This window comes from Niveispirillum fermenti (assembly GCF_052474395.1).
On sequence record NZ_CP156681.1, the window covers coordinates 797373 to 813383 of the forward strand.

18 protein-coding genes are annotated in these 16011 nt (G+C 67.9%); 10 read left to right on the plus strand and 8 right to left on the minus strand.

All coding sequences use genetic code 11. The features are described 5' to 3' along the window. Positions 1 to 91: 91 nt before the first annotated feature. The 6 genes from ABC728_RS15135 to ABC728_RS15160 all read right to left on the minus strand — a co-directional run bounded on the left by ABC728_RS15135 (position 92) and on the right by ABC728_RS15160 (position 5001). The gene (locus ABC728_RS15135; RefSeq protein WP_416620915.1) at positions 92 to 478 is read right to left on the minus strand and encodes a hypothetical protein; all 387 of its coding nucleotides are present in this window, start codon (positions 476 to 478) and stop codon (positions 92 to 94) included. Positions 479 to 496: 18 nt separating this feature from the next. After that, positions 497 to 1339, minus strand: coding sequence for a bifunctional DNA-formamidopyrimidine glycosylase/DNA-(apurinic or apyrimidinic site) lyase (gene mutM, locus ABC728_RS15140; RefSeq protein ID WP_416620916.1), 843 nt, complete (start codon positions 1337 to 1339; stop codon positions 497 to 499). Between the two features lie 101 nt (positions 1340 to 1440). Next, positions 1441 to 2712: a 3-phosphoshikimate 1-carboxyvinyltransferase gene (aroA, locus tag ABC728_RS15145; protein ID WP_416620917.1), complete on the minus strand. Its 1272-nt coding sequence runs from the start codon at positions 2710 to 2712 to the stop codon at positions 1441 to 1443. Positions 2713 to 2939: 227 nt separating this feature from the next. Further along, positions 2940 to 3362, minus strand: a complete 423-nt coding sequence (locus tag ABC728_RS15150; RefSeq protein ID WP_416620918.1) for a hypothetical protein — start codon at positions 3360 to 3362, stop codon at positions 2940 to 2942. Between the two features lie 21 nt (positions 3363 to 3383). Then, a complete protein-coding gene (gene moeB / locus ABC728_RS15155) occupies positions 3384 to 4178 on the minus strand; it encodes a molybdopterin-synthase adenylyltransferase MoeB (protein WP_416620925.1) in 795 nt (264 codons plus the stop codon). A gap of 22 nt (positions 4179 to 4200) precedes the next feature. After that, positions 4201 to 5001, minus strand: coding sequence for a TSUP family transporter (locus ABC728_RS15160; RefSeq protein ID WP_416620919.1), 801 nt, complete (start codon positions 4999 to 5001; stop codon positions 4201 to 4203). Positions 5002 to 5305: 304 nt separating this feature from the next. Between ABC728_RS15160 and ABC728_RS15165 the strand changes: the two genes are divergently transcribed. From ABC728_RS15165 to ABC728_RS15190, 6 genes are all read left to right on the plus strand, one after another. Further along, complete coding sequence (locus ABC728_RS15165; protein ID WP_416620926.1) at positions 5306 to 5854, plus strand: HPr kinase/phosphorylase; 549 nt, start codon at positions 5306 to 5308, stop codon at positions 5852 to 5854. Next, positions 5851 to 6795, plus strand: a complete 945-nt coding sequence (rapZ, locus tag ABC728_RS15170; RefSeq protein WP_416620920.1) for an RNase adapter RapZ — start codon at positions 5851 to 5853, stop codon at positions 6793 to 6795. Before ABC728_RS15165 ends, rapZ begins: the two co-directional genes overlap by 4 nt. After that, positions 6792 to 7193 carry a PTS sugar transporter subunit IIA gene (locus ABC728_RS15175; protein WP_416620921.1) on the plus strand — a complete coding sequence of 134 codons (402 nt, stop codon included), beginning with the start codon at positions 6792 to 6794 and terminating at the stop codon, positions 7191 to 7193. The genes rapZ and ABC728_RS15175 overlap by 4 nt, the downstream gene beginning before the upstream one ends. A gap of 21 nt (positions 7194 to 7214) precedes the next feature. Next, complete coding sequence (locus ABC728_RS15180) at positions 7215 to 7508, plus strand: HPr family phosphocarrier protein (protein WP_416620922.1); 294 nt, start codon at positions 7215 to 7217, stop codon at positions 7506 to 7508. 25 nt (positions 7509 to 7533) lie between these two features. Further along, positions 7534 to 9333, plus strand: a complete 1800-nt coding sequence (ptsP, locus tag ABC728_RS15185) for a phosphoenolpyruvate--protein phosphotransferase (protein WP_445376594.1) — start codon at positions 7534 to 7536, stop codon at positions 9331 to 9333. Positions 9334 to 9722: 389 nt separating this feature from the next. Further along, positions 9723 to 10658, plus strand: a complete 936-nt coding sequence (locus ABC728_RS15190; protein WP_445376291.1) for an IS110 family transposase — start codon at positions 9723 to 9725, stop codon at positions 10656 to 10658. Positions 10659 to 10726: 68 nt separating this feature from the next. On the opposite strand, the gene ABC728_RS15195 is transcribed toward ABC728_RS15190, so the two are convergent. Both ABC728_RS15195 and ABC728_RS15200 read right to left on the minus strand, forming a co-directional pair. Further along, on the minus strand, positions 10727 to 11638 hold the full coding sequence (locus ABC728_RS15195; RefSeq protein WP_416622340.1) for a DUF4743 domain-containing protein: 912 nt from the start codon (positions 11636 to 11638) through the stop codon (positions 10727 to 10729). Continuing rightward, complete coding sequence (locus tag ABC728_RS15200; protein WP_416622339.1) at positions 11638 to 12903, minus strand: TCR/Tet family MFS transporter; 1266 nt, start codon at positions 12901 to 12903, stop codon at positions 11638 to 11640. The genes ABC728_RS15195 and ABC728_RS15200 overlap by 1 nt, the downstream gene beginning before the upstream one ends. A gap of 132 nt (positions 12904 to 13035) precedes the next feature. On the opposite strand from ABC728_RS15200, the gene ABC728_RS15205 reads away from it, so the two are divergent. From ABC728_RS15205 to ABC728_RS15220, 4 genes are all read left to right on the plus strand, one after another. Continuing rightward, positions 13036 to 13227, plus strand: coding sequence for a twin transmembrane helix small protein (locus tag ABC728_RS15205; protein ID WP_416622338.1), 192 nt, complete (start codon positions 13036 to 13038; stop codon positions 13225 to 13227). 57 nt (positions 13228 to 13284) lie between these two features. Further along, on the plus strand, positions 13285 to 13878 hold the full coding sequence (locus tag ABC728_RS15210; protein ID WP_416622337.1) for a cob(I)yrinic acid a,c-diamide adenosyltransferase: 594 nt from the start codon (positions 13285 to 13287) through the stop codon (positions 13876 to 13878). Between the two features lie 337 nt (positions 13879 to 14215). Beyond that, positions 14216 to 14965 carry an electron transfer flavoprotein subunit beta/FixA family protein gene (locus tag ABC728_RS15215; RefSeq protein WP_445376595.1) on the plus strand — a complete coding sequence of 250 codons (750 nt, stop codon included), beginning with the start codon at positions 14216 to 14218 and terminating at the stop codon, positions 14963 to 14965. A 31-nt stretch (positions 14966 to 14996) separates the two neighbouring features. Continuing rightward, positions 14997 to 15938 (plus strand): electron transfer flavoprotein subunit alpha/FixB family protein, encoded by a 942-nt coding sequence (locus ABC728_RS15220; protein ID WP_416622361.1) that lies wholly within the window; start codon positions 14997 to 14999, stop codon positions 15936 to 15938. Positions 15939 to 16011: the final 73 nt, after the last annotated feature.

Here is a 16011-nt window from a genome sequence, read left to right on the forward strand (position 1 = left end):
GCGCATGCGCATCAGAAGCCGGCCAGTAAAACAATCTATATTGTTGCCCGCTTCATTTGACCACCCCACCCGTTGATCGGACCGGGTTGCATCAGGGGGCGGGGTCGCGCGGGGACAGTTGGAAGCGCACGGTCAGGCGCCCGCCCTGGGGCTGGATGGCGATATCCAGCACCTCGGCCTGGCGGGTCCAGCGGCCATCGGCCCCGCGTGTCCAGCCAAGCTGGGGCAGGGTTTCGGCATAAAAGCGGGTGACGGCGTCGATGCCGGCCTGGCCCGTGGCGGTGGATTGCACGATGCGGCCGGTCGGATTGTCGAAGACCAGCGCATCGTCGGGTGCGGCGACCAGGCCCGGCGCCAGGGGCACATCCTCTGTCCCCGGCACGAAAGCGGCCAGGGCCGGGACGGGCGCCAGCCCGCAGGCAAAGATGAACAGCACGGCGGAAAGCAGGGCGCGCGGCCCCCGGATCAGGTGCGTCATGGTATCCAACTGGATACCTTACCGCTGCCGCCGCGCACAGAAAAAAGTGGACCGCCCGGCCTGGGTGATGCGGGCCACGCCGCCGGTGACCCCGACATCGCAGTCGCACCGGCCGCAACCCTCCCCCTCCCGGCCATAGACCTGGAAGCTGTGCTGGAAATAGCCCAGTTCGCCGTCGGACTGCACGAAATCGCGCAAGCTCGATCCGCCGGCGGCGATGGCCTCGTTCAGCACGTCGCGGATGATGGGCACCAGCCGTTCGGCATCGGCACCGGCCACGCTGGCGCCCGTGCGCGTCGGGTCGATGCCGGCCCGGTACAACGCCTCGCAGACATAGATGTTGCCCAGCCCTGCCACCACCTTCTGGTCCAGCAGCAATGATTTGATGGGCCCGGCCCGGCCTGCCAGCCGCGCCGACAGGCCCGCGGCATGGAAGCCGTTGCCCAGCGGTTCCGGCCCCAGGGCGGACAGCATGGGGTGCGCCTCCATCCCCGTTTCGTCGAACAGGTCCATGAAGCCGAAACGCCGGATATCGTTATAGGTGACGACCCAGCCATCATCGGTGTGGAAGACCAGATGGTCGTGCGCCGCCGGGGCGGCGGCCGGGCCGGGCTTCACCACCATGCTGCCCGACATGCCCAGATGGATCATCCAGACCAGCCCGCCTTCCACGCGGATCAGGATGTATTTGGCGCGCCGGTCGAGCGACAGGACCTGTCGCCCCGTCAGGCGCCGGGCGAAATCCGCAGGCAGCGGAAAGCGCAGGTCGGGCCGGTGCTGGTCCACCCGCACCAGCCGCCGCCCCTCCAGCTTCATGGCGAGGCCGCGGCGGACGGTTTCAACCTCGGGCAATTCGGGCATGGTGGCACGGGGCTCCAGGTGGAACGGGACACCGGTGATAGCACAGGCCCGCCCCGGCGCGCACATGCCATGGCACCGGGGTGCAACCCCGAGCGGCTGGATCAGCCACGCAGGCTCAGTTCCACGCCCAGCGACCGCAGCGCGTCCCAGTAGCCGGGATAGGTCTTGGCCACGCAACCGGGGTCCAGGATGGTGATGCCACGGATCTTCAGGCCGGCCAGCGCGAAGGACATGGCGATGCGATGATCGGCATAGGTATGGATATCGGCGGGCAGGTCCTGTCCGGCCAGCGCCGGATCGGCCGCCACGATCAGGTCGTCCCCCTCCTCCCGCGCCAGGCCGGGGCGGATCTTCGCCAGTTCGGTCGACAGCGCCCGGATGCGGTCGCATTCCTTCACCCGCAGGTTGGAAATGCCCACGAACCGGACGGGATTGTTGTTGAAGGCGGCCAGCACGGCCAGCGTCGGCACGGCGTCCTGCATCTGCGCGCCGTCGATGACGGCCGGCATGTCGGGGAAGCGCGCGATCACGTCGCGCGCGCAGGCATCAGGCTGGGTGAAGGCATCGGCCGGCACGCCCAGGTCGATATTCCCGCCCGTCAGCACCGCCGCCGCCCACAGATAGGTGGCGGCCGACGCATCGGGTTCGATCACGTAATCGGCGGCGCGGTATCCCGTGGGCCGCACCCGCCAGGTGCCGGCATCCACCTGTTCCACATCGGCGCCAAAGGCCCGCATGGTGGCCAGCGTCAGGTCGATATAGCCACGGGCCCCGATCTCCGCCCCCGTCAGGGCGATATCGACGGGTCCGGTGGAACAGGCCGCCGCCATCAGGATGGCGCTGACATACTGGCTGGACAGGCCGGCATCGATCTCCACCCGCCCGCCGGGCAGCGCACCCGTGCCACGCACCGTGACGGGGGGGCACCCCGTCGGCGCCACCAGATCCACCCCCAGTGCCGTCAGCGCGGTTACAAGCGGTGCGATGGGCCGCTTGCGCATGTGCGTGTCGCCATCCACGACGACCGTGCCCTCCACGCTGGCCACGGCGGCCGTCAGGAAACGGGTGGCCGTGCCGGCATTGCCCAGGAACAGCGGCCCCTCTGGCGCCGTCAGGCGGCCCGTGCCGGTCACGACGAAGCTGGTGGCATCCGGTTCCGCGATCGTCACGCCCATCTGCCGCAGGGCATTGGCCATGTGGCTTGTGTCGTCGCTTTTCAGCGCGCCGGTCAGGCGGCTGGTGCCGCTTGCCAGGGCCGCGACCAGCAGGGCGCGGTTGGTGATGGATTTCGACCCCGGGGGCACGACGCGCCCGACCAGCGGATGGGCCGGCGGCACGATTGTCAATGCCGTCACATCCGTTGCCGTCACCATATCCCCCACCCCTGCCGCAACCGGAAAACCGGGTGCGACCCTATCGTGCCGGCAGCCGGTGGGGAAACCGGTTTTGCCACAGGGGCGGAATGTGCCGCCCGCAGGGCGGGACGTGGGGACAGTGTCGCCGCCCGCAGGGCGGGACGTGGGGACAGTGTCGCCGCCCGCAGGGCGGGACGTGGGGACAGTGTCGCCGCCCGCAGGGCGTCTTGCATTTGGCCCGGTCGTCAGATGAAGACCAGTTGGTCCCCCGGCCGTACCCCGCCCAGCAGGGTGACCATGCCTGTCGTCTCCACCGCCAGGTCAGGGCGCAGGCGGGGTTCGCGGATGCCCAGCGCGCGCCAGCCCATCTCGCAGGCCAGGAAGCGGGCGCCCAGTTCGGCACAGGCCGTCAGCAATTCATCGAACGTGCCGACGCCACGATGCGCCAGGGTGGCGTCACGCGCCTCCGGGCTGGTGCCATCATCGGAAAAGTCCAGCCGCTTCCAGCCGTCCCCGGCCAGCAGCGACGGCAGGGCGCGGCCCGTGAAGAACAGGGTGACGGGCCGGTCGGTGGCCACGGCGGCGGCGGCCATGACCAGGGCGTAATGCACCCGGTCGAAGCCGCCGGACTGGATGACCAGGGCAAGACCCTGCAGGCTTGCGGACATGGGGATCACTCCCTCTGCTGTTCAGAACGGATGATGCGACAGGTCCTTGTAGGCGGGATTTGTGCCGCAGGTGGGGCAGTCGGGATCGCGCCGGATCTTCACGCTGCGGAATCCCGTTTCCAGGGCCGAATACATCAGCAGCCGGCCCGACAGGCTGTCGCCGATGCCCAACAGTTCCTTCAGCACCTCCACGGCCTGCAAACTGCCCATGGACCCGGCCAGGGCCCCCAGCACCCCGCCTTCGGAGCAGGAAGGGACCATGCCGGGGGGCGGCGGCTCGCGGAACACGCAGCGGTAACAGGGGTGCGGGTCGCCCAGATGCGCCTTGAAGGTGGATAATTGCCCGTCGAAGCGCAGCATGGCGGCGCTGACCAGCACCTTGCCGGCCAGGAAGCAGGCATCGTTCAACAGGAAGCGGGTGGCGAAATTATCGGTGCCGTCGGCCACCACGTCATAGCCAGCCAGGATATCCAGCACATTGGACCGGTTCAGGCGTGTCCGGTGGATATCCACCTTCACGTCGGGATTGATGGCGGCGATGCGGGCAGCCGCACTGTCCACCTTGGACACGCCGATGCCGGCCGTGTCGTGGATCACCTGGCGCTGCAGGTTCGACAGGTCGACCACGTCATCATCGACGATGCCGATTCGCCCCACCCCGGCGGCGGCCAGGTAAAGCAGCAGGGGTGCCCCCAGCCCCCCGGCCCCCACGACCAGGACGGCGGAGGAGAGGAGCTTCGACTGCCCCTCCCCGCCGACTTCCCGCAGCATGATGTGGCGGGCATAGCGGTCGATCTGGCTGTCGGTCAGGTCCAGCATGGGCCAGGGCTCCGGTCGGTCAGGCGGCGAACAGGCCGCGCAGCAGAAGATAGAGGGGATGATCGGGTTGTGCCACCAGGCGGATGGTCATGGCCAGACAGACGATGACCAGCAGCGGGCGGACCAGCCGCGTGCCGAACCGGATCGTGGCATGGCTGCCGGCCCAGGCCCCGGCCACCTGCGCCACCGCCATCACCAGCCCCGCCGTCCAGACGATCTGCCCGCCCAGCGCGAAGACGCCCAGGCTGACGACATTGCTGGTGAAGTTCAGCAGCTTGGTGTTGGCCGTGGCGCGGCGCATGTTCATGCCCAGCAGCGCCACGCAGCCCAGCGCGAAAAAGCTGCCCGTGCCCGGACCGAAGAACCCGTCATAGAAGCCCACGGCAAGGCCCACGGTCAGGCTGAAGGCCGGCAGCGACAGGCGCGCCCTGGCCTCCATGTCCCCCACCCGCGGGCTCAGCAGGAAATAGACGGCGATGGCCACCAGAAGCACGGGAATCACGGCGGTCATGAAGCCCGTGCCCGTCACCTGGACCAGCGCCGTGCCCGTGGCGGACCCCACGAAGACGCAGGCGACGGGCATGGCCATGGTCTTCAGTTCAATCTGCCCCGCCCGCCAGAAGGTCAGCGTGGCCATGGCCGTGCCGAAGCTGCCCTGCAGCTTGTTGGTGGCCAGCGCCGCGGCGGGCGGGATGCCGGCCGACAGCAGGGCCGGAATGGTGATCAGCCCGCCGCCGCCCGCGATGGCATCGATGAAGCCCGCCAGCAATGCTGCGATGGCCAGGAAGGCGAGGATGTCGGTGGGCAGTAGCTCGGGCAAGATGGACGCCTGCTGAACGAAGAAAGGCGGCCCCAGTGATAGGCCGTGCGAACCTTCCAGGGAAGGGGGGCTGGACGCGCACCAGCCCCACCCCGCCCAGGCGGCCGTTTCCCTGGCCGCGCTTGCGGCCGGATAACGGACGGCCCATCGGGCTATTGCGGGAAACCGCAAAGGATACAACCACCTTCCTGCGGCACGTGCGGCCGTGCCGCCGATAACCCTCGCCCCCGGCGCCCGGGTTTGCTAAGAAGATCGTTCCAGTCGAACTCGGGCGGGATGGCACGGATGCCGGGACGTGTTGCGGATGGGCGGCGGGGCATTGCCGGCCCTGGCTTTTGATCCGATCGCGCGGGTGATCATGGTCCAGATATATGCAAGCTGTGTCGCCATCGATGGCATGGCCCTGCTGCTGCGGGGTGCATCGGGGGCGGGCAAATCCGATCTGGCCCTGCGGCTGATCGATGCCGGGGCACAACTGGTTGCCGATGACAGGGTCGATCTGGTTCGCGGCGGCGACGGCCGTCTGCTGGCCCGCGCCCCGCAGGCGCTCGCCGGCCTGATCGAGGTGCGGGGGCTGGGCATCCTGCCGGTGCCGTCGGTCGACCGGGCCCCGCTTGTCCTGGTCGTGGATCTTGATGGGCCCGGCGAACGCCTGCCCCTGCCCGCATGCGAGACCCTGGCCGGGGTGATCCTGCCGCGCCTGACCCTGGACGCCTTCCACGCCTCCACCCCTGCCAAGCTGCGCCTGGCCATGGCGGCGCTGGCCAAGGGCTGGCCCCTGGTCCCGGGCGAGGCGGCCTGGCAGGCCGGGACCCTCGCCGGGGCCAGGACCGGCGCCGGGGGGCGGGCATGAACGGCACCTCCCCCCTGGGGCCCGACGGCCGGCTGCCCGTCGTCGTCGTCACCGGCATGTCGGGCAGCGGCCTGTCCACGGCCATGAAATGCCTGGAGGATCTGGGCTACGAGGCGGTGGACAACCTGCGCCTGTCGCTGCTCCAGCCGCTGGTCAGCCAGACGCATGACCGGCCGCTGGTCATCGGCATCGACAGCCGCACCCGCGATTTCGACACCCAGGACCTGCTGGCGCAGATTGCCATCTTGCGGGAACGGGCCGATCTGCATGTGCGCCTGCTGTTCCTGGATGCGCATGCCGACGCGATCCAGCGGCGCTATACCGAAACGCGGCGTCCCCATCCGCTGGCGGCCGACCGCCCCGTGCTGGACGGCGTGGCGGTGGAACGTGTGCTGATGCAGCCCCTGCGCGATGCCGCGGACGAGGTGCTGGACACCACCCATTTCTCCGTCCATGACGCGCGGCGTCATCTGGCGGGGCTGTTCCATCTGAATGGCGGGCCGGGGCTGAAGATCTTCGTCACCAGCTTCTCCTTCCGCCATGGCGTCCCGCGGGAGGCCGACCTGGTCTTCGATGTCCGCTTCCTGGACAATCCGCATTGGGACAAGAACCTGCGCCCGCTGTCGGGCCTGGACCAGCCCGTGGCGGATTACATCACCCGCGATCCCGACTATGCGGAATTCTTCGGCAACCTGACCCGGCTGCTGGAACCGCTGCTGCCCCGCTATGTGCGGGAAGGCAAGCATTACCTGACCATCGCCATCGGCTGTACGGGCGGGCGGCACCGGTCGGTCTTCATCACCCACGGCCTTGCCAACTGGCTGAAGGAACGGGGATACAAGGTGGGCGAGGCGCATCGCGATCTCGACCGCAAGGAACAGGCCGCGACCGTCCCGGAGGACAGGGCGGCAACCGGCACGAACCCGAGGGAAAGCGCATGATTGGCTTGGTCCTGGTCACCCACGGCAATCTCGCCGTGGAATTCATTGCCGCCCTGGAACATGTGGTGGGCCCGCAGAAGCAGGTTTGCGCCGTCTGCATCGGCCCGGAAGACGATATGGAACAGCGGCGCAACGACATCCTGGCCAATGTCGCCGGATGCGATACGGGCGACGGGGTCGTCGTGCTGACCGACATGTTCGGCGGCACGCCGTCCAACCTGGCCATCTCCATCATGGACCGCGCCAAGGTGGAGGTGATCGCCGGCATGAACCTGCCCATGCTGATCAAGCTGGCCTCCGTCCGCAAGACGGGCGCCGGCCTGAAGGACAGTGTCGCCGCCGCCCAGGAGGCGGGGCGTAAATACATCAATGTCGCCTCGGCCCTGCTGTCCGACTGACCTGACGGAACCCTTCCTCCCATGAGCGAAAGCACCCTGCCCCCCGACGCGCTGTCCCGCACCGTCCTGATCCGCAACCGCCGGGGCCTGCATGCCCGCGCCGCCGCCAAATTCGTGCGGCTGGCCGGCGAATATGACGCGCAGGTGGAGGTGGAGCGCTGTGACAACATCGTGTCGGGCGTGTCGATCATGGGGCTGATGATGCTGGCGGCCAGCATCGACACCACCATCAAGATCCGCGCCGCCGGACGGCAGGCACGGGAGGCGCTCGACGCGCTGACCATCCTGGTCGACGACAAGTTCGGTGAGGATTGAGGATTTTTCGGGGAGTGACCCGCCCATGACGACGCGAAACCATCCACCCCGCGACGGCGCGGGGGATGGCCCCACGGCCCAGCGCATGCTGCGCGGCCTGGGCGTGTCCGCCGGCATCGCCATCGGCCCGGCCCATGTCATGGAGGCGGGCGCCCTTCAGGTGCCCGAATATTGCCTGGCCGCCGATGGCGTGGCAGAGGAGGTGGCGCGCTTTCACGAGGCCGTGGACAAGGCGCGCCGCCAGATCGGCAAGCTGAAATCCAAGGCCGGGTCGCTGCCCGCGGACGCCGCGTCGGACATTGCCATCCTGCTGGATGCGCATCAGGCCATGCTGTCCGGCTCCCGCCTGATCCGGGGCGTGGAACGGCGCATCCGGGAAGAGCGGCAGAACGCCGAATTGGCCGTACAGCAGGAAATCACCGTCCTGGCGCAAAGCTTCGCCGCGATGGACGACGCCTATCTGGCCGCCCGCGTCGCCGATGTGCGGGAGGTGGGACGACGGCTGATCCGCAACCTGATGGAAACCCCCTACCAGGCCTTCTCCCGCCTGCCCGACGGCGCCATCATCCTGGCGGAGGAACTGTCGCCGTCCGACACGGCCCTGCTGGACCCGCGCCGCATCGGCGGCTTCGCCACCGTGCTGGGGGGGGCGGAGGGGCATACGGCGATCATGGCCCGGTCGCTGGGCCTGCCGGCGGTGCTGGGTGCGGCCGGTCTGCTGCAGGGCGTGCAGACGGGCGACCTCGTCGTGATCGACGGGCGCGCGGGGCGGGTGCTGATCAATCCGCCGGCCGATGTGCTTGCCGATTACCGCCAGCGCCGGAGCCTGTGGCGGGCCGAGCGGGAACAGTTGAAGGCCATGGCCGGCCTGGCGTCGGTGACGCGGGACGGCGCCGCGATCACCCTGCACGCCAATCTGGAACTGCCGCGGGAGCTGGATGGCGCGCGCGATGGCGGGGCCGGGGGCATCGGTCTGCTGCGGACCGAGTTCCTCTACATGAACCGCGACGACCTGCCGGGGGAGGAGGAGCAGTACGAGGTGCTGCGCGACCTGGTCATCGCCATGGAGGGGCGGCCCGTCACGGCCCGCACCCTGGATGTGGGCGGGGAGAAGCTGGCCGGCGCGCTGGCCGACCGGTTCGCCACGCCGGCCAACCCGGCACTGGGCCTGCGCGCCATCCGCCTGGGGCTGAAGGAACCGAAACTGCTGGAAGCGCAGTTGGCCGCCATGCTGCGGGCCAGTGCCCACGGGCCGCTGCGCATCCTGGTGCCCATGATCTCGCAGCCGTCGGAAATGCGGCGGGTGCGGGAATTGCTGCGCGCCGTGGCCCGCCGGCTGGTCCGGCGCGGTCATGCCATCGCCGACCCGCTGCCGCCGCTGGGGGCCATGATCGAGATACCGGGCGCCGCCCTGGCGGCCGACAGTCTGGCATCGGTATCCGATTTCTTCGCGATCGGGACGAACGACCTGATCCAGTACACGCTGGCCATCGATCGCGGCGACGAGCAGGTGGCCTATCTCTACGACCCGCTGCATCCGGCCGTGCTGCGCCTGGTTCAGTTCGCGGTGGATGCCGCCCGGCGGGCGAAGATCCCGGTTTCCGTCTGCGGGGAGATGGCCGGCGATGCGCGCTATGCGGCGCTGCTGCTGGGGCTGGGTGTGCGCGAACTGTCCATGGCACCCGCCCACCTGCCGCTGGTCAAGCGCCGCGTGCGCGGCCTGGACCTGGGGGAGGCCACGCGGCGCGCGGACATGATCATGGGCCAGACCGATGGCGACCGCATCGCCGCCCTGCTGGACGATTTCAACGAGGCGCTGGGGTAATACCAACGGTCGAAATATCTCGACCGTTGGTATCGGCGGCGACTGCCGCCGCGGCGCTTCGTGGAACCGATAGTACCGATCCGCCGAAGGTTTGACCTTTGACGGATGGTATAAGCTCTAATACCAATCTCCCTTGATCGTGACCGATCAACGGAGACTTCGTGCGCCCTCAATCGCCGGGCGCCGACATCCGTCGGCTTGTGTTTTCGAAATGTCAGTAAGATGTGTGATCGCCGGCCGGGGCATGCCCCGGCCGGCGATCCGTCCGGAAGACCGCTCCGTGGAAAGGTAGATCATACACCGTAGCCAAGCATGGTTCTCCGGTCGGCCCCTTCATTGACCCGAACAGTTGCTTGGGGTTGCAGCCCCGTACGTGCAAGGCAGGGAGTATGAAGATGGCACAACAGGACTCTATCATCGCCCTGGACGTCAGCAAGGCCCGTCTGGACGGGTTGGATGCCGAGACAGGAGAGGCTTTCCAAGTCGAGAATGCCGAGGCTGGTTACAGTCTCCTTCGGCGACGGTGTGGCAAGCGCGCCGTGCAGGTCGTCCTGGAAGCCAGTGGTGGCTATGAGCGGCCGGTCATGGAGGCTTTATCGAAAGCCGGCATTCCCGTCCGCCTCGTCGATCCTCGCAAGGTCCGGCATTTTGCCAGGGCGCATGGACGCTGGGCCAAGAATGACCGGCTGGATGCCCGGATGATCGCCGCCTATGCCCAGGCGATCCCCGGAGCCGCCTACCAACCCGATCCGGAACGGGAGGTCCTGGCGGAACTGGCCACCTACCGGCGCCAGTTGCTCGACGAGCAGACCATGGTCAGGAACCAGGCCCAGACCCTGGCGGATCCGGAACTGCGCCGCTTGGCCAAGCGGCGCCTGGATGCCATCGCCCTGCTGATCCTGCGCCTCGACAAGCGCATTGCCGAGCAGATCGCGGCATCCAAAACCTTGAAGGTCAACGACAACCTGCTCCAGTCCATTCCTGCTGTCGGGCCGGTGCTGGCGGCCACCCTGCTGGCCCATATGCCGGAGTTGGGCACACTGACACGACATCAGGTCGCCGCCCTGGCCGGCGTTGCCCCGATGGATAACCAGAGCGGCAAACGCGATGGCCCGCGCAGCATCTACGGTGGAAGGCCCGTTGTCCGAACCGTCCTTTACATGGCTGCCGTCGTCGCCAGTCGGCGAAATCCACCCTTGGCCGCCTTCTATAAAAAACTCATCGCCGCTGGAAAGAAGCCAAAGGTTGCCCTCGTTGCCATCATGCGAAAGATCGTCGTCCTCGCCAATGCCATCATCCGCGATCAGAGAACTTACGCCGCATGAAAACAGTTGCTTGGCTTGCGGCGCATGGGCGCCGGGCCGCCGGTCGGCGGCCTCCAATCCGCCAAAGGTCAAACCTTCGGCGGATTGGTATAATCCGGAGCTACCGGGAAAAGCGGCCGCCGCAAACCCTGGCACAGGTCCAGATATTCGGGATGCGCCGGGGTCAGCCAGCCATGGCGGATCAGAAAGTCGATGACCGTCAGGTTGACATTGAACTTCCAGTCGTCGCTGTCGCGCACGCTGGCCGCCACGCGCGACAGGGGCCAGAGCTCGAACCGTTCCACCTCCCCGTCGGTATTGTGCGGGATGAAATCGGCCGGCAGTTCCAGGTCGTACAGGAACAGCACGTCGGGCTTCAGGCCATGGGGCTGCTCCATCAGATAGGTGACGGCTCCCACGGGCACGGCCCGGCGGGCCAGGGCCGGGGGCAGGGCGGCTTCCTCCCCCGCCTCCTTCACCAGGTTTTCCGCCAGGCTCAGGCCGGCCGGCTGCCCGCCTGCCACCAGATTGTCGTAACGGCCGGGCGCCACGGCCCGGTCAGCGGAACGCCTGGCGACCCAGAGATGGATGCCGTCGGGCCGGCGGACGAAGCCGTTGACATGCAGCCCATAGGCCGTGACCCCGAAAAAGGGCACCGCCGCCCGGTCCATCTCCATCAGCGCGGGCCGGCCCCAGCCCGGACCGACGGCATACATCTCCCCCCGCAGCGGCGGGATTTCCCCTTCATCCACGAGGCGGGCCAGCGCCTGCGACATTGCCCGCGTCCGGCCGGCCGGGCTTTCCAGGCCCGGATGCAGGGCCAGCCCGTCGCCATCCGCAACGAAGGGCGGCCCCATGGCCGACAGCTTGCGCAAAAAGCCGGGCCGCACATGGCCGACCGTCCGGCCCCCGACGGCAAAGGGCCGGAAACCCGTCAGGTCATGCCGGTTGCAGGCCTGCACATGGCGCAGGAAACCGGGAAGGATGGCATCGGCGGACATCAGGCGGTCTCCCGCGGGGGGCTGGTGGGGCCGGCGGCAGGGGCGCGGCGCAGGGCCCAGGCGGCGATCAGCCCGGCCAGCGCCAGTGTCGCCGCCCCGACATAGAAGGGCATGCCCGGCACGGGGACCACGGCCCCGGCCGCCGTGAAACGGGCAAACAGATCGGCCCCGATCAGCGGGGCCACGATGAAGGTCAGGCTCTGCACGCTGGCGAACGCCCCCTGCACGGCCCCCTGCTCGTCGGCTCCGACGGTGCGGGCCACGACGCTCTGTATGGCGGGCGAACTGATCCCGCTGAACGCATGGACCAGGATGAAGCCGTAGAAGACCATACCTGCCGTGGCGGTGCCATAGCCGATATAGGCCACCATTTCCAGCGTGATGCCCAGCAGCACTGTCCGCGCCTCGCCCAGGCGGCGGACGATGCGCGCGATCAGCACCCCCTGTACCACGACCGTCGCCAGACCGACGGCGGCCAGCGACAGGCCGTTGTCCAGCTCGCTCCAGCCGAAGCGATTGCTCGTATAAAGCACCCAGACCGTCTGCATGATCCCCATCGCCAGCACCATGCAGGTGCGCGAAGCGGCCAGACCCAGCACGACGGGATGGCGGGCCAGCGCCTTCAGGCTGCCCACCGGATTGGCGCGCGCCCAGCGGAAGGGCCGGCGGTTGGCCGGGTCCAGCGATTCCGGCAGCACGAACAGCCCGTAAAGGAAGTTCAGGCCCGCCAGCCCGGCCGCCGCCATGAAGGGCAGGCGCAGGTCGATCTCCCCCAGCAGGCCGCCCAGCGCCGGCCCCGCGATGAAGCCCAGCCCGAAGGCCGCCCCCATCATGCCGAAATTGCGGGCCCGGTCCGCCGGTCCGCTGATATCGGCGATATAGGCATTGGCGGCCGTGATGTTGGCCGCCGTCAGTCCGGCGACCAGCCGGGCGGCCAGCAGCCAGCCCAGCCCCGGCGCGAAGGCCATGAACAGATGGTCGATGCCCGCCCCCGCCACCGATGCCAGGATGACCCGGCGACGGCCGAACCGGTCCGACAGGGCACCCAATGCCGGCGCGAACAGGAACTGCATGATGGAGAAGCTGGCCACCATCAGCCCCATCCACCACGCCGCCGACGCCTCATCCCCGCTGAAATGCCGGACCAGCCCGGGCAGGACGGGGATCACCAGACCGAAGGTCAGCACATCCAGGAACACCGTCACCAGGATGAAGGGAATGCCGGCCTGGCGGCGGGACGGGGTGGCGGCTTCGGTGCGGGACATGCTGTCTTTCCGATGGTTCGGCCCTGCGGGAGCTATAGCAGGATCGGAGACCGGCTGTCGCCGGCCCGCCAGCGCGTTTTCCCTTTTCATGCCCCCTGTGCGGGCCGCTCCCGACGCGCTATATCTGCCGGCATGAACGGCTTTCTGATCTTCCTCATGGTCCTGGCCATGATCGCCACGCTGGCTGTGCTGGTGATCGGCCTGTTCGCCATGGCCCGCGGCGGCGAATTCAATGCCAGGTACGGCAACCGGCTGATGTGGTGGCGCATCCGCCTGCAGGTCGCCGCCATCCTGCTGTTCATCCTGGTCTTCCTGGCCTCCTGAGCGCCCTGCCGGGACGCCCCCTTTTTGTCTGCCCCCCGCGCAAGAAAGGTTTTCCCCATGGTCCGCCTGACCCGCATCTATACCCGTGGCGGCGACAAGGGACAGACATCGCTGGGGGATGGCAGCCGCGTGGCCAAGCACGCCCTGCGCGTCGCCGCCTATGGCACGGTGGACGAGGCGAACGCCATCCTGGGCATTGCCCGGCTGCATACGGGGGCAAAGGCGGGGGACGATCCCGTCCTGGCGGATGCCGATGCCATGCTGGGGCGCATCCAGAACGACCTGTTCGATCTGGGGGCCGACCTGTGTACGCCGGAGGCGGACGATCCCCCTTACCCGCCCCTGCGGATCGTTGATGTGCAGGTGGACAGGCTGGAGGCGGAGATCGACCGCATGAATGCCGATCTGGCCCCGCTGAACAGCTTCATCCTGCCCGGCGGCCGGCCGGCGGCGGCCTATCTGCACCAGGCCCGCACCGTGGCCCGCCGGGCCGAGCGGGAGATGACCGAACTGGCACTCACCGAGACCGTGGGCGCGCCTGCGCTCAAATATATCAATCGCCTGTCTGATCACTTGTTCGTTCTGGGCCGCTGGCTGAACGACAAGGGGGCCGCCGATGTGCTGTGGGTACCCGGCCTGACGCGGGGGTGAGGCGGGGCCGACACGGGGTCTGGCATCATGGGAAGGGGGTGAAAGCCCTTGAAATCCTGCCCCTGTCCGGTATCTTACCATTACGTAAAGGGAAATCTGTTTCTGTCCTGCAGCCATGCGTTCGTGTGCGCTGGGTAATGAAATTTCGTTTCAGCACTACCGGACGCACTCTATTGACATGTGCGCTGCAGCAAATCTAAGGTCCCTGCCCGATCTGCGGGCTGGACGGCGGGCGGTGAATGCCCAATCTTATGCCCAGGTTGAATGAACGGCTGAACGCCGAGAGTGAAAGGGGCGGGGACCATCCACCGTCCGGTATCATGCGAGGGGATCGCCAATGAAAGTACTGGTCGCCGTTAAGCGTGTCGTTGACTACAACGTCAAGATCCGCGTTAAGCCCGACAGCAGCGGTGTTGAGCTGTCGAATGTCAAGATGTCGATGAACCCGTTTGACGAGATCGCGGTTGAGGCTGCGGTTCGTTTGAAGGAGGCTGGGAAGGCCTCTGAGATCGTGGTTGTTTCGATTGGTCCTGCAGCGTCGCAGGAGACGATCCGGACGGCGCTTGCGATGGGTGGGGACCGTGGTGTGCTGGTGCAGGCCGACGGGGAGGTCCAGCCTCTTGCGGTTGCCAAGCTTCTGAAGGCGGTCGTTGAGAAGGAGAGCCCGGATCTGGTGATCCTGGGCAAGCAGGCGATCGACGATGACAGCAACCAGACGGGCCAGGCTCTGGCGGCCCTTCTGGGGTGGAGCCAGGGTACGTTCGCGTCGAAGGTTGAGCCGGGCGATGGCAGGATCGGCGTGACGCGGGAGATCGACGGCGGTCTTGAGACGGTCGATCTGACGCTGCCGGCGGTTGTGACGACGGACCTTCGCCTGAACGAGCCGCGCTATGCCTCGCTGCCGAACATCATGAAGGCGAAGAAGAAGCCGATCGAGACGCTGGCGCCGGATGCGCTGGGCGTTGACATTGCGCCGCGCCTGACGGTGCTGAAGGTGACGGAGCCGCCCAAGCGCAAGGGCGGGGTGAAGGTCGCCAGCGTCGACGAGCTTGTGGCCAGGCTGCGCGACGAAGCCCGGGTCATCTGATCCGCGATACCGTCTTCAAAGGATAAGCGACATGAGCATTCTGGTTGTTGCGGAGCCGTCGGACGGTTCCGTGAAGAAGCCGACCCTGACGGTTCTGGGTGCGGCGGCGAAGATCGGCGGTCAGACGGATGTGCTGGTGGCCGGATCGGGCGTGGGCGCGGCGGGCGCGGCGGCGGCTTCTGCTGCCGGCGTGACGAAGGCGCTGGTGGCGGATGCGGCGGAATATGCCCATCCGCTGGCGGAGAATTATGCGCCGCTGGTGGTGGCGGCGGTGAAGGCGGGCGGGTACGGCCATGTGCTGTTCCCGGCCACGACCTTTGGCAAGAACCTGGCGCCGCGTGTGGCGGCCTTGCTGGACGTGCAGCAGATCAGCGAGATCAGCGCCGTGGTGGATGGCGACACGTTCGAGCGGCCGATCTATGCCGGCAACGCGATCGCGACGGTGAAATCGTCGGACGCGATCAAGGTGGTGACGGTGCGCGGCACGGCGTTCGAGGCGGTGGCGGAGACGGGCGGTTCGGGCCATGTGGAGGCCCTGGCTGCCACGGGCGATGCCGGGCTGTCGCGCTTCGTGTCGGCGGAGCTGACCAAGTCTGAACGGCCGGAACTGACCAGCGCGCGGGTCATCGTGTCGGGCGGGCGCGGCATGCAGTCGGGCGACAATTTCCCGCTGCTGGACGCGCTGGCCGACAAGCTGGGCGCCGCCGTCGGCGCCTCCCGCGCGGCGGTGGATGCCGGCTTCGTGCCCAACGATTATCAGGTCGGCCAGACCGGCAAGATCGTCGCCCCGGAACTCTACATCGCCGTCGGCATCTCCGGCGCCATCCAGCACCTGGCCGGCATGAAGGACAGCAAGGTCATCGTCGCCATCAACAAGGACGAAGAGGCTCCCATGTTCCAGGTCGCCGACTATGGAATCGTCGGCGACCTCTTCAAGATCGTACCCGAACTCACCGAGAAAATCGCAGGCTGAGGGAAAGCGGCCGGGTGCCCGGAAGACGGGAACCGGCCGCGCCCCCCCTGTCGATAATCATTATGTGACAAAT

What these genes read in the sequence shown, in the direction of transcription:
- ABC728_RS15135 (WP_416620915.1), bottom strand. Translation starts at nt 478, where the DNA reads ATGACGCACCTGATCCGGGGGCCGCGCGCCCTGCTTTCCGCCGTGCTG.
- mutM (WP_416620916.1), bottom strand. Translation starts at nt 1,339, where the DNA reads ATGCCCGAATTGCCCGAGGTTGAAACCGTCCGCCGCGGCCTCGCCATG.
- aroA (WP_416620917.1), bottom strand. Translation starts at nt 2,712, where the DNA reads ATGGTGACGGCAACGGATGTGACGGCATTGACAATCGTGCCGCCGGCC.
- ABC728_RS15150 (WP_416620918.1), bottom strand. Translation starts at nt 3,362, where the DNA reads ATGTCCGCAAGCCTGCAGGGTCTTGCCCTGGTCATCCAGTCCGGCGGC.
- ABC728_RS15165 (WP_416620926.1), top strand. Translation starts at nt 5,306, where the DNA reads ATGGGCGGCGGGGCATTGCCGGCCCTGGCTTTTGATCCGATCGCGCGG.
- rapZ (WP_416620920.1), top strand. Translation starts at nt 5,851, where the DNA reads ATGAACGGCACCTCCCCCCTGGGGCCCGACGGCCGGCTGCCCGTCGTC.
- ABC728_RS15175 (WP_416620921.1), top strand. Translation starts at nt 6,792, where the DNA reads ATGATTGGCTTGGTCCTGGTCACCCACGGCAATCTCGCCGTGGAATTC.
- ABC728_RS15180 (WP_416620922.1), top strand. Translation starts at nt 7,215, where the DNA reads ATGAGCGAAAGCACCCTGCCCCCCGACGCGCTGTCCCGCACCGTCCTG.
- ptsP (WP_445376594.1), top strand. Translation starts at nt 7,534, where the DNA reads ATGACGACGCGAAACCATCCACCCCGCGACGGCGCGGGGGATGGCCCC.
- ABC728_RS15190 (WP_445376291.1), top strand. Translation starts at nt 9,723, where the DNA reads ATGAAGATGGCACAACAGGACTCTATCATCGCCCTGGACGTCAGCAAG.
- ABC728_RS15195 (WP_416622340.1), bottom strand. Translation starts at nt 11,638, where the DNA reads ATGTCCGCCGATGCCATCCTTCCCGGTTTCCTGCGCCATGTGCAGGCC.
- ABC728_RS15200 (WP_416622339.1), bottom strand. Translation starts at nt 12,903, where the DNA reads ATGTCCCGCACCGAAGCCGCCACCCCGTCCCGCCGCCAGGCCGGCATT.
- ABC728_RS15205 (WP_416622338.1), top strand. Translation starts at nt 13,036, where the DNA reads ATGAACGGCTTTCTGATCTTCCTCATGGTCCTGGCCATGATCGCCACG.
- ABC728_RS15210 (WP_416622337.1), top strand. Translation starts at nt 13,285, where the DNA reads ATGGTCCGCCTGACCCGCATCTATACCCGTGGCGGCGACAAGGGACAG.
- ABC728_RS15215 (WP_445376595.1), top strand. Translation starts at nt 14,216, where the DNA reads ATGAAAGTACTGGTCGCCGTTAAGCGTGTCGTTGACTACAACGTCAAG.
- ABC728_RS15220 (WP_416622361.1), top strand. Translation starts at nt 14,997, where the DNA reads ATGAGCATTCTGGTTGTTGCGGAGCCGTCGGACGGTTCCGTGAAGAAG.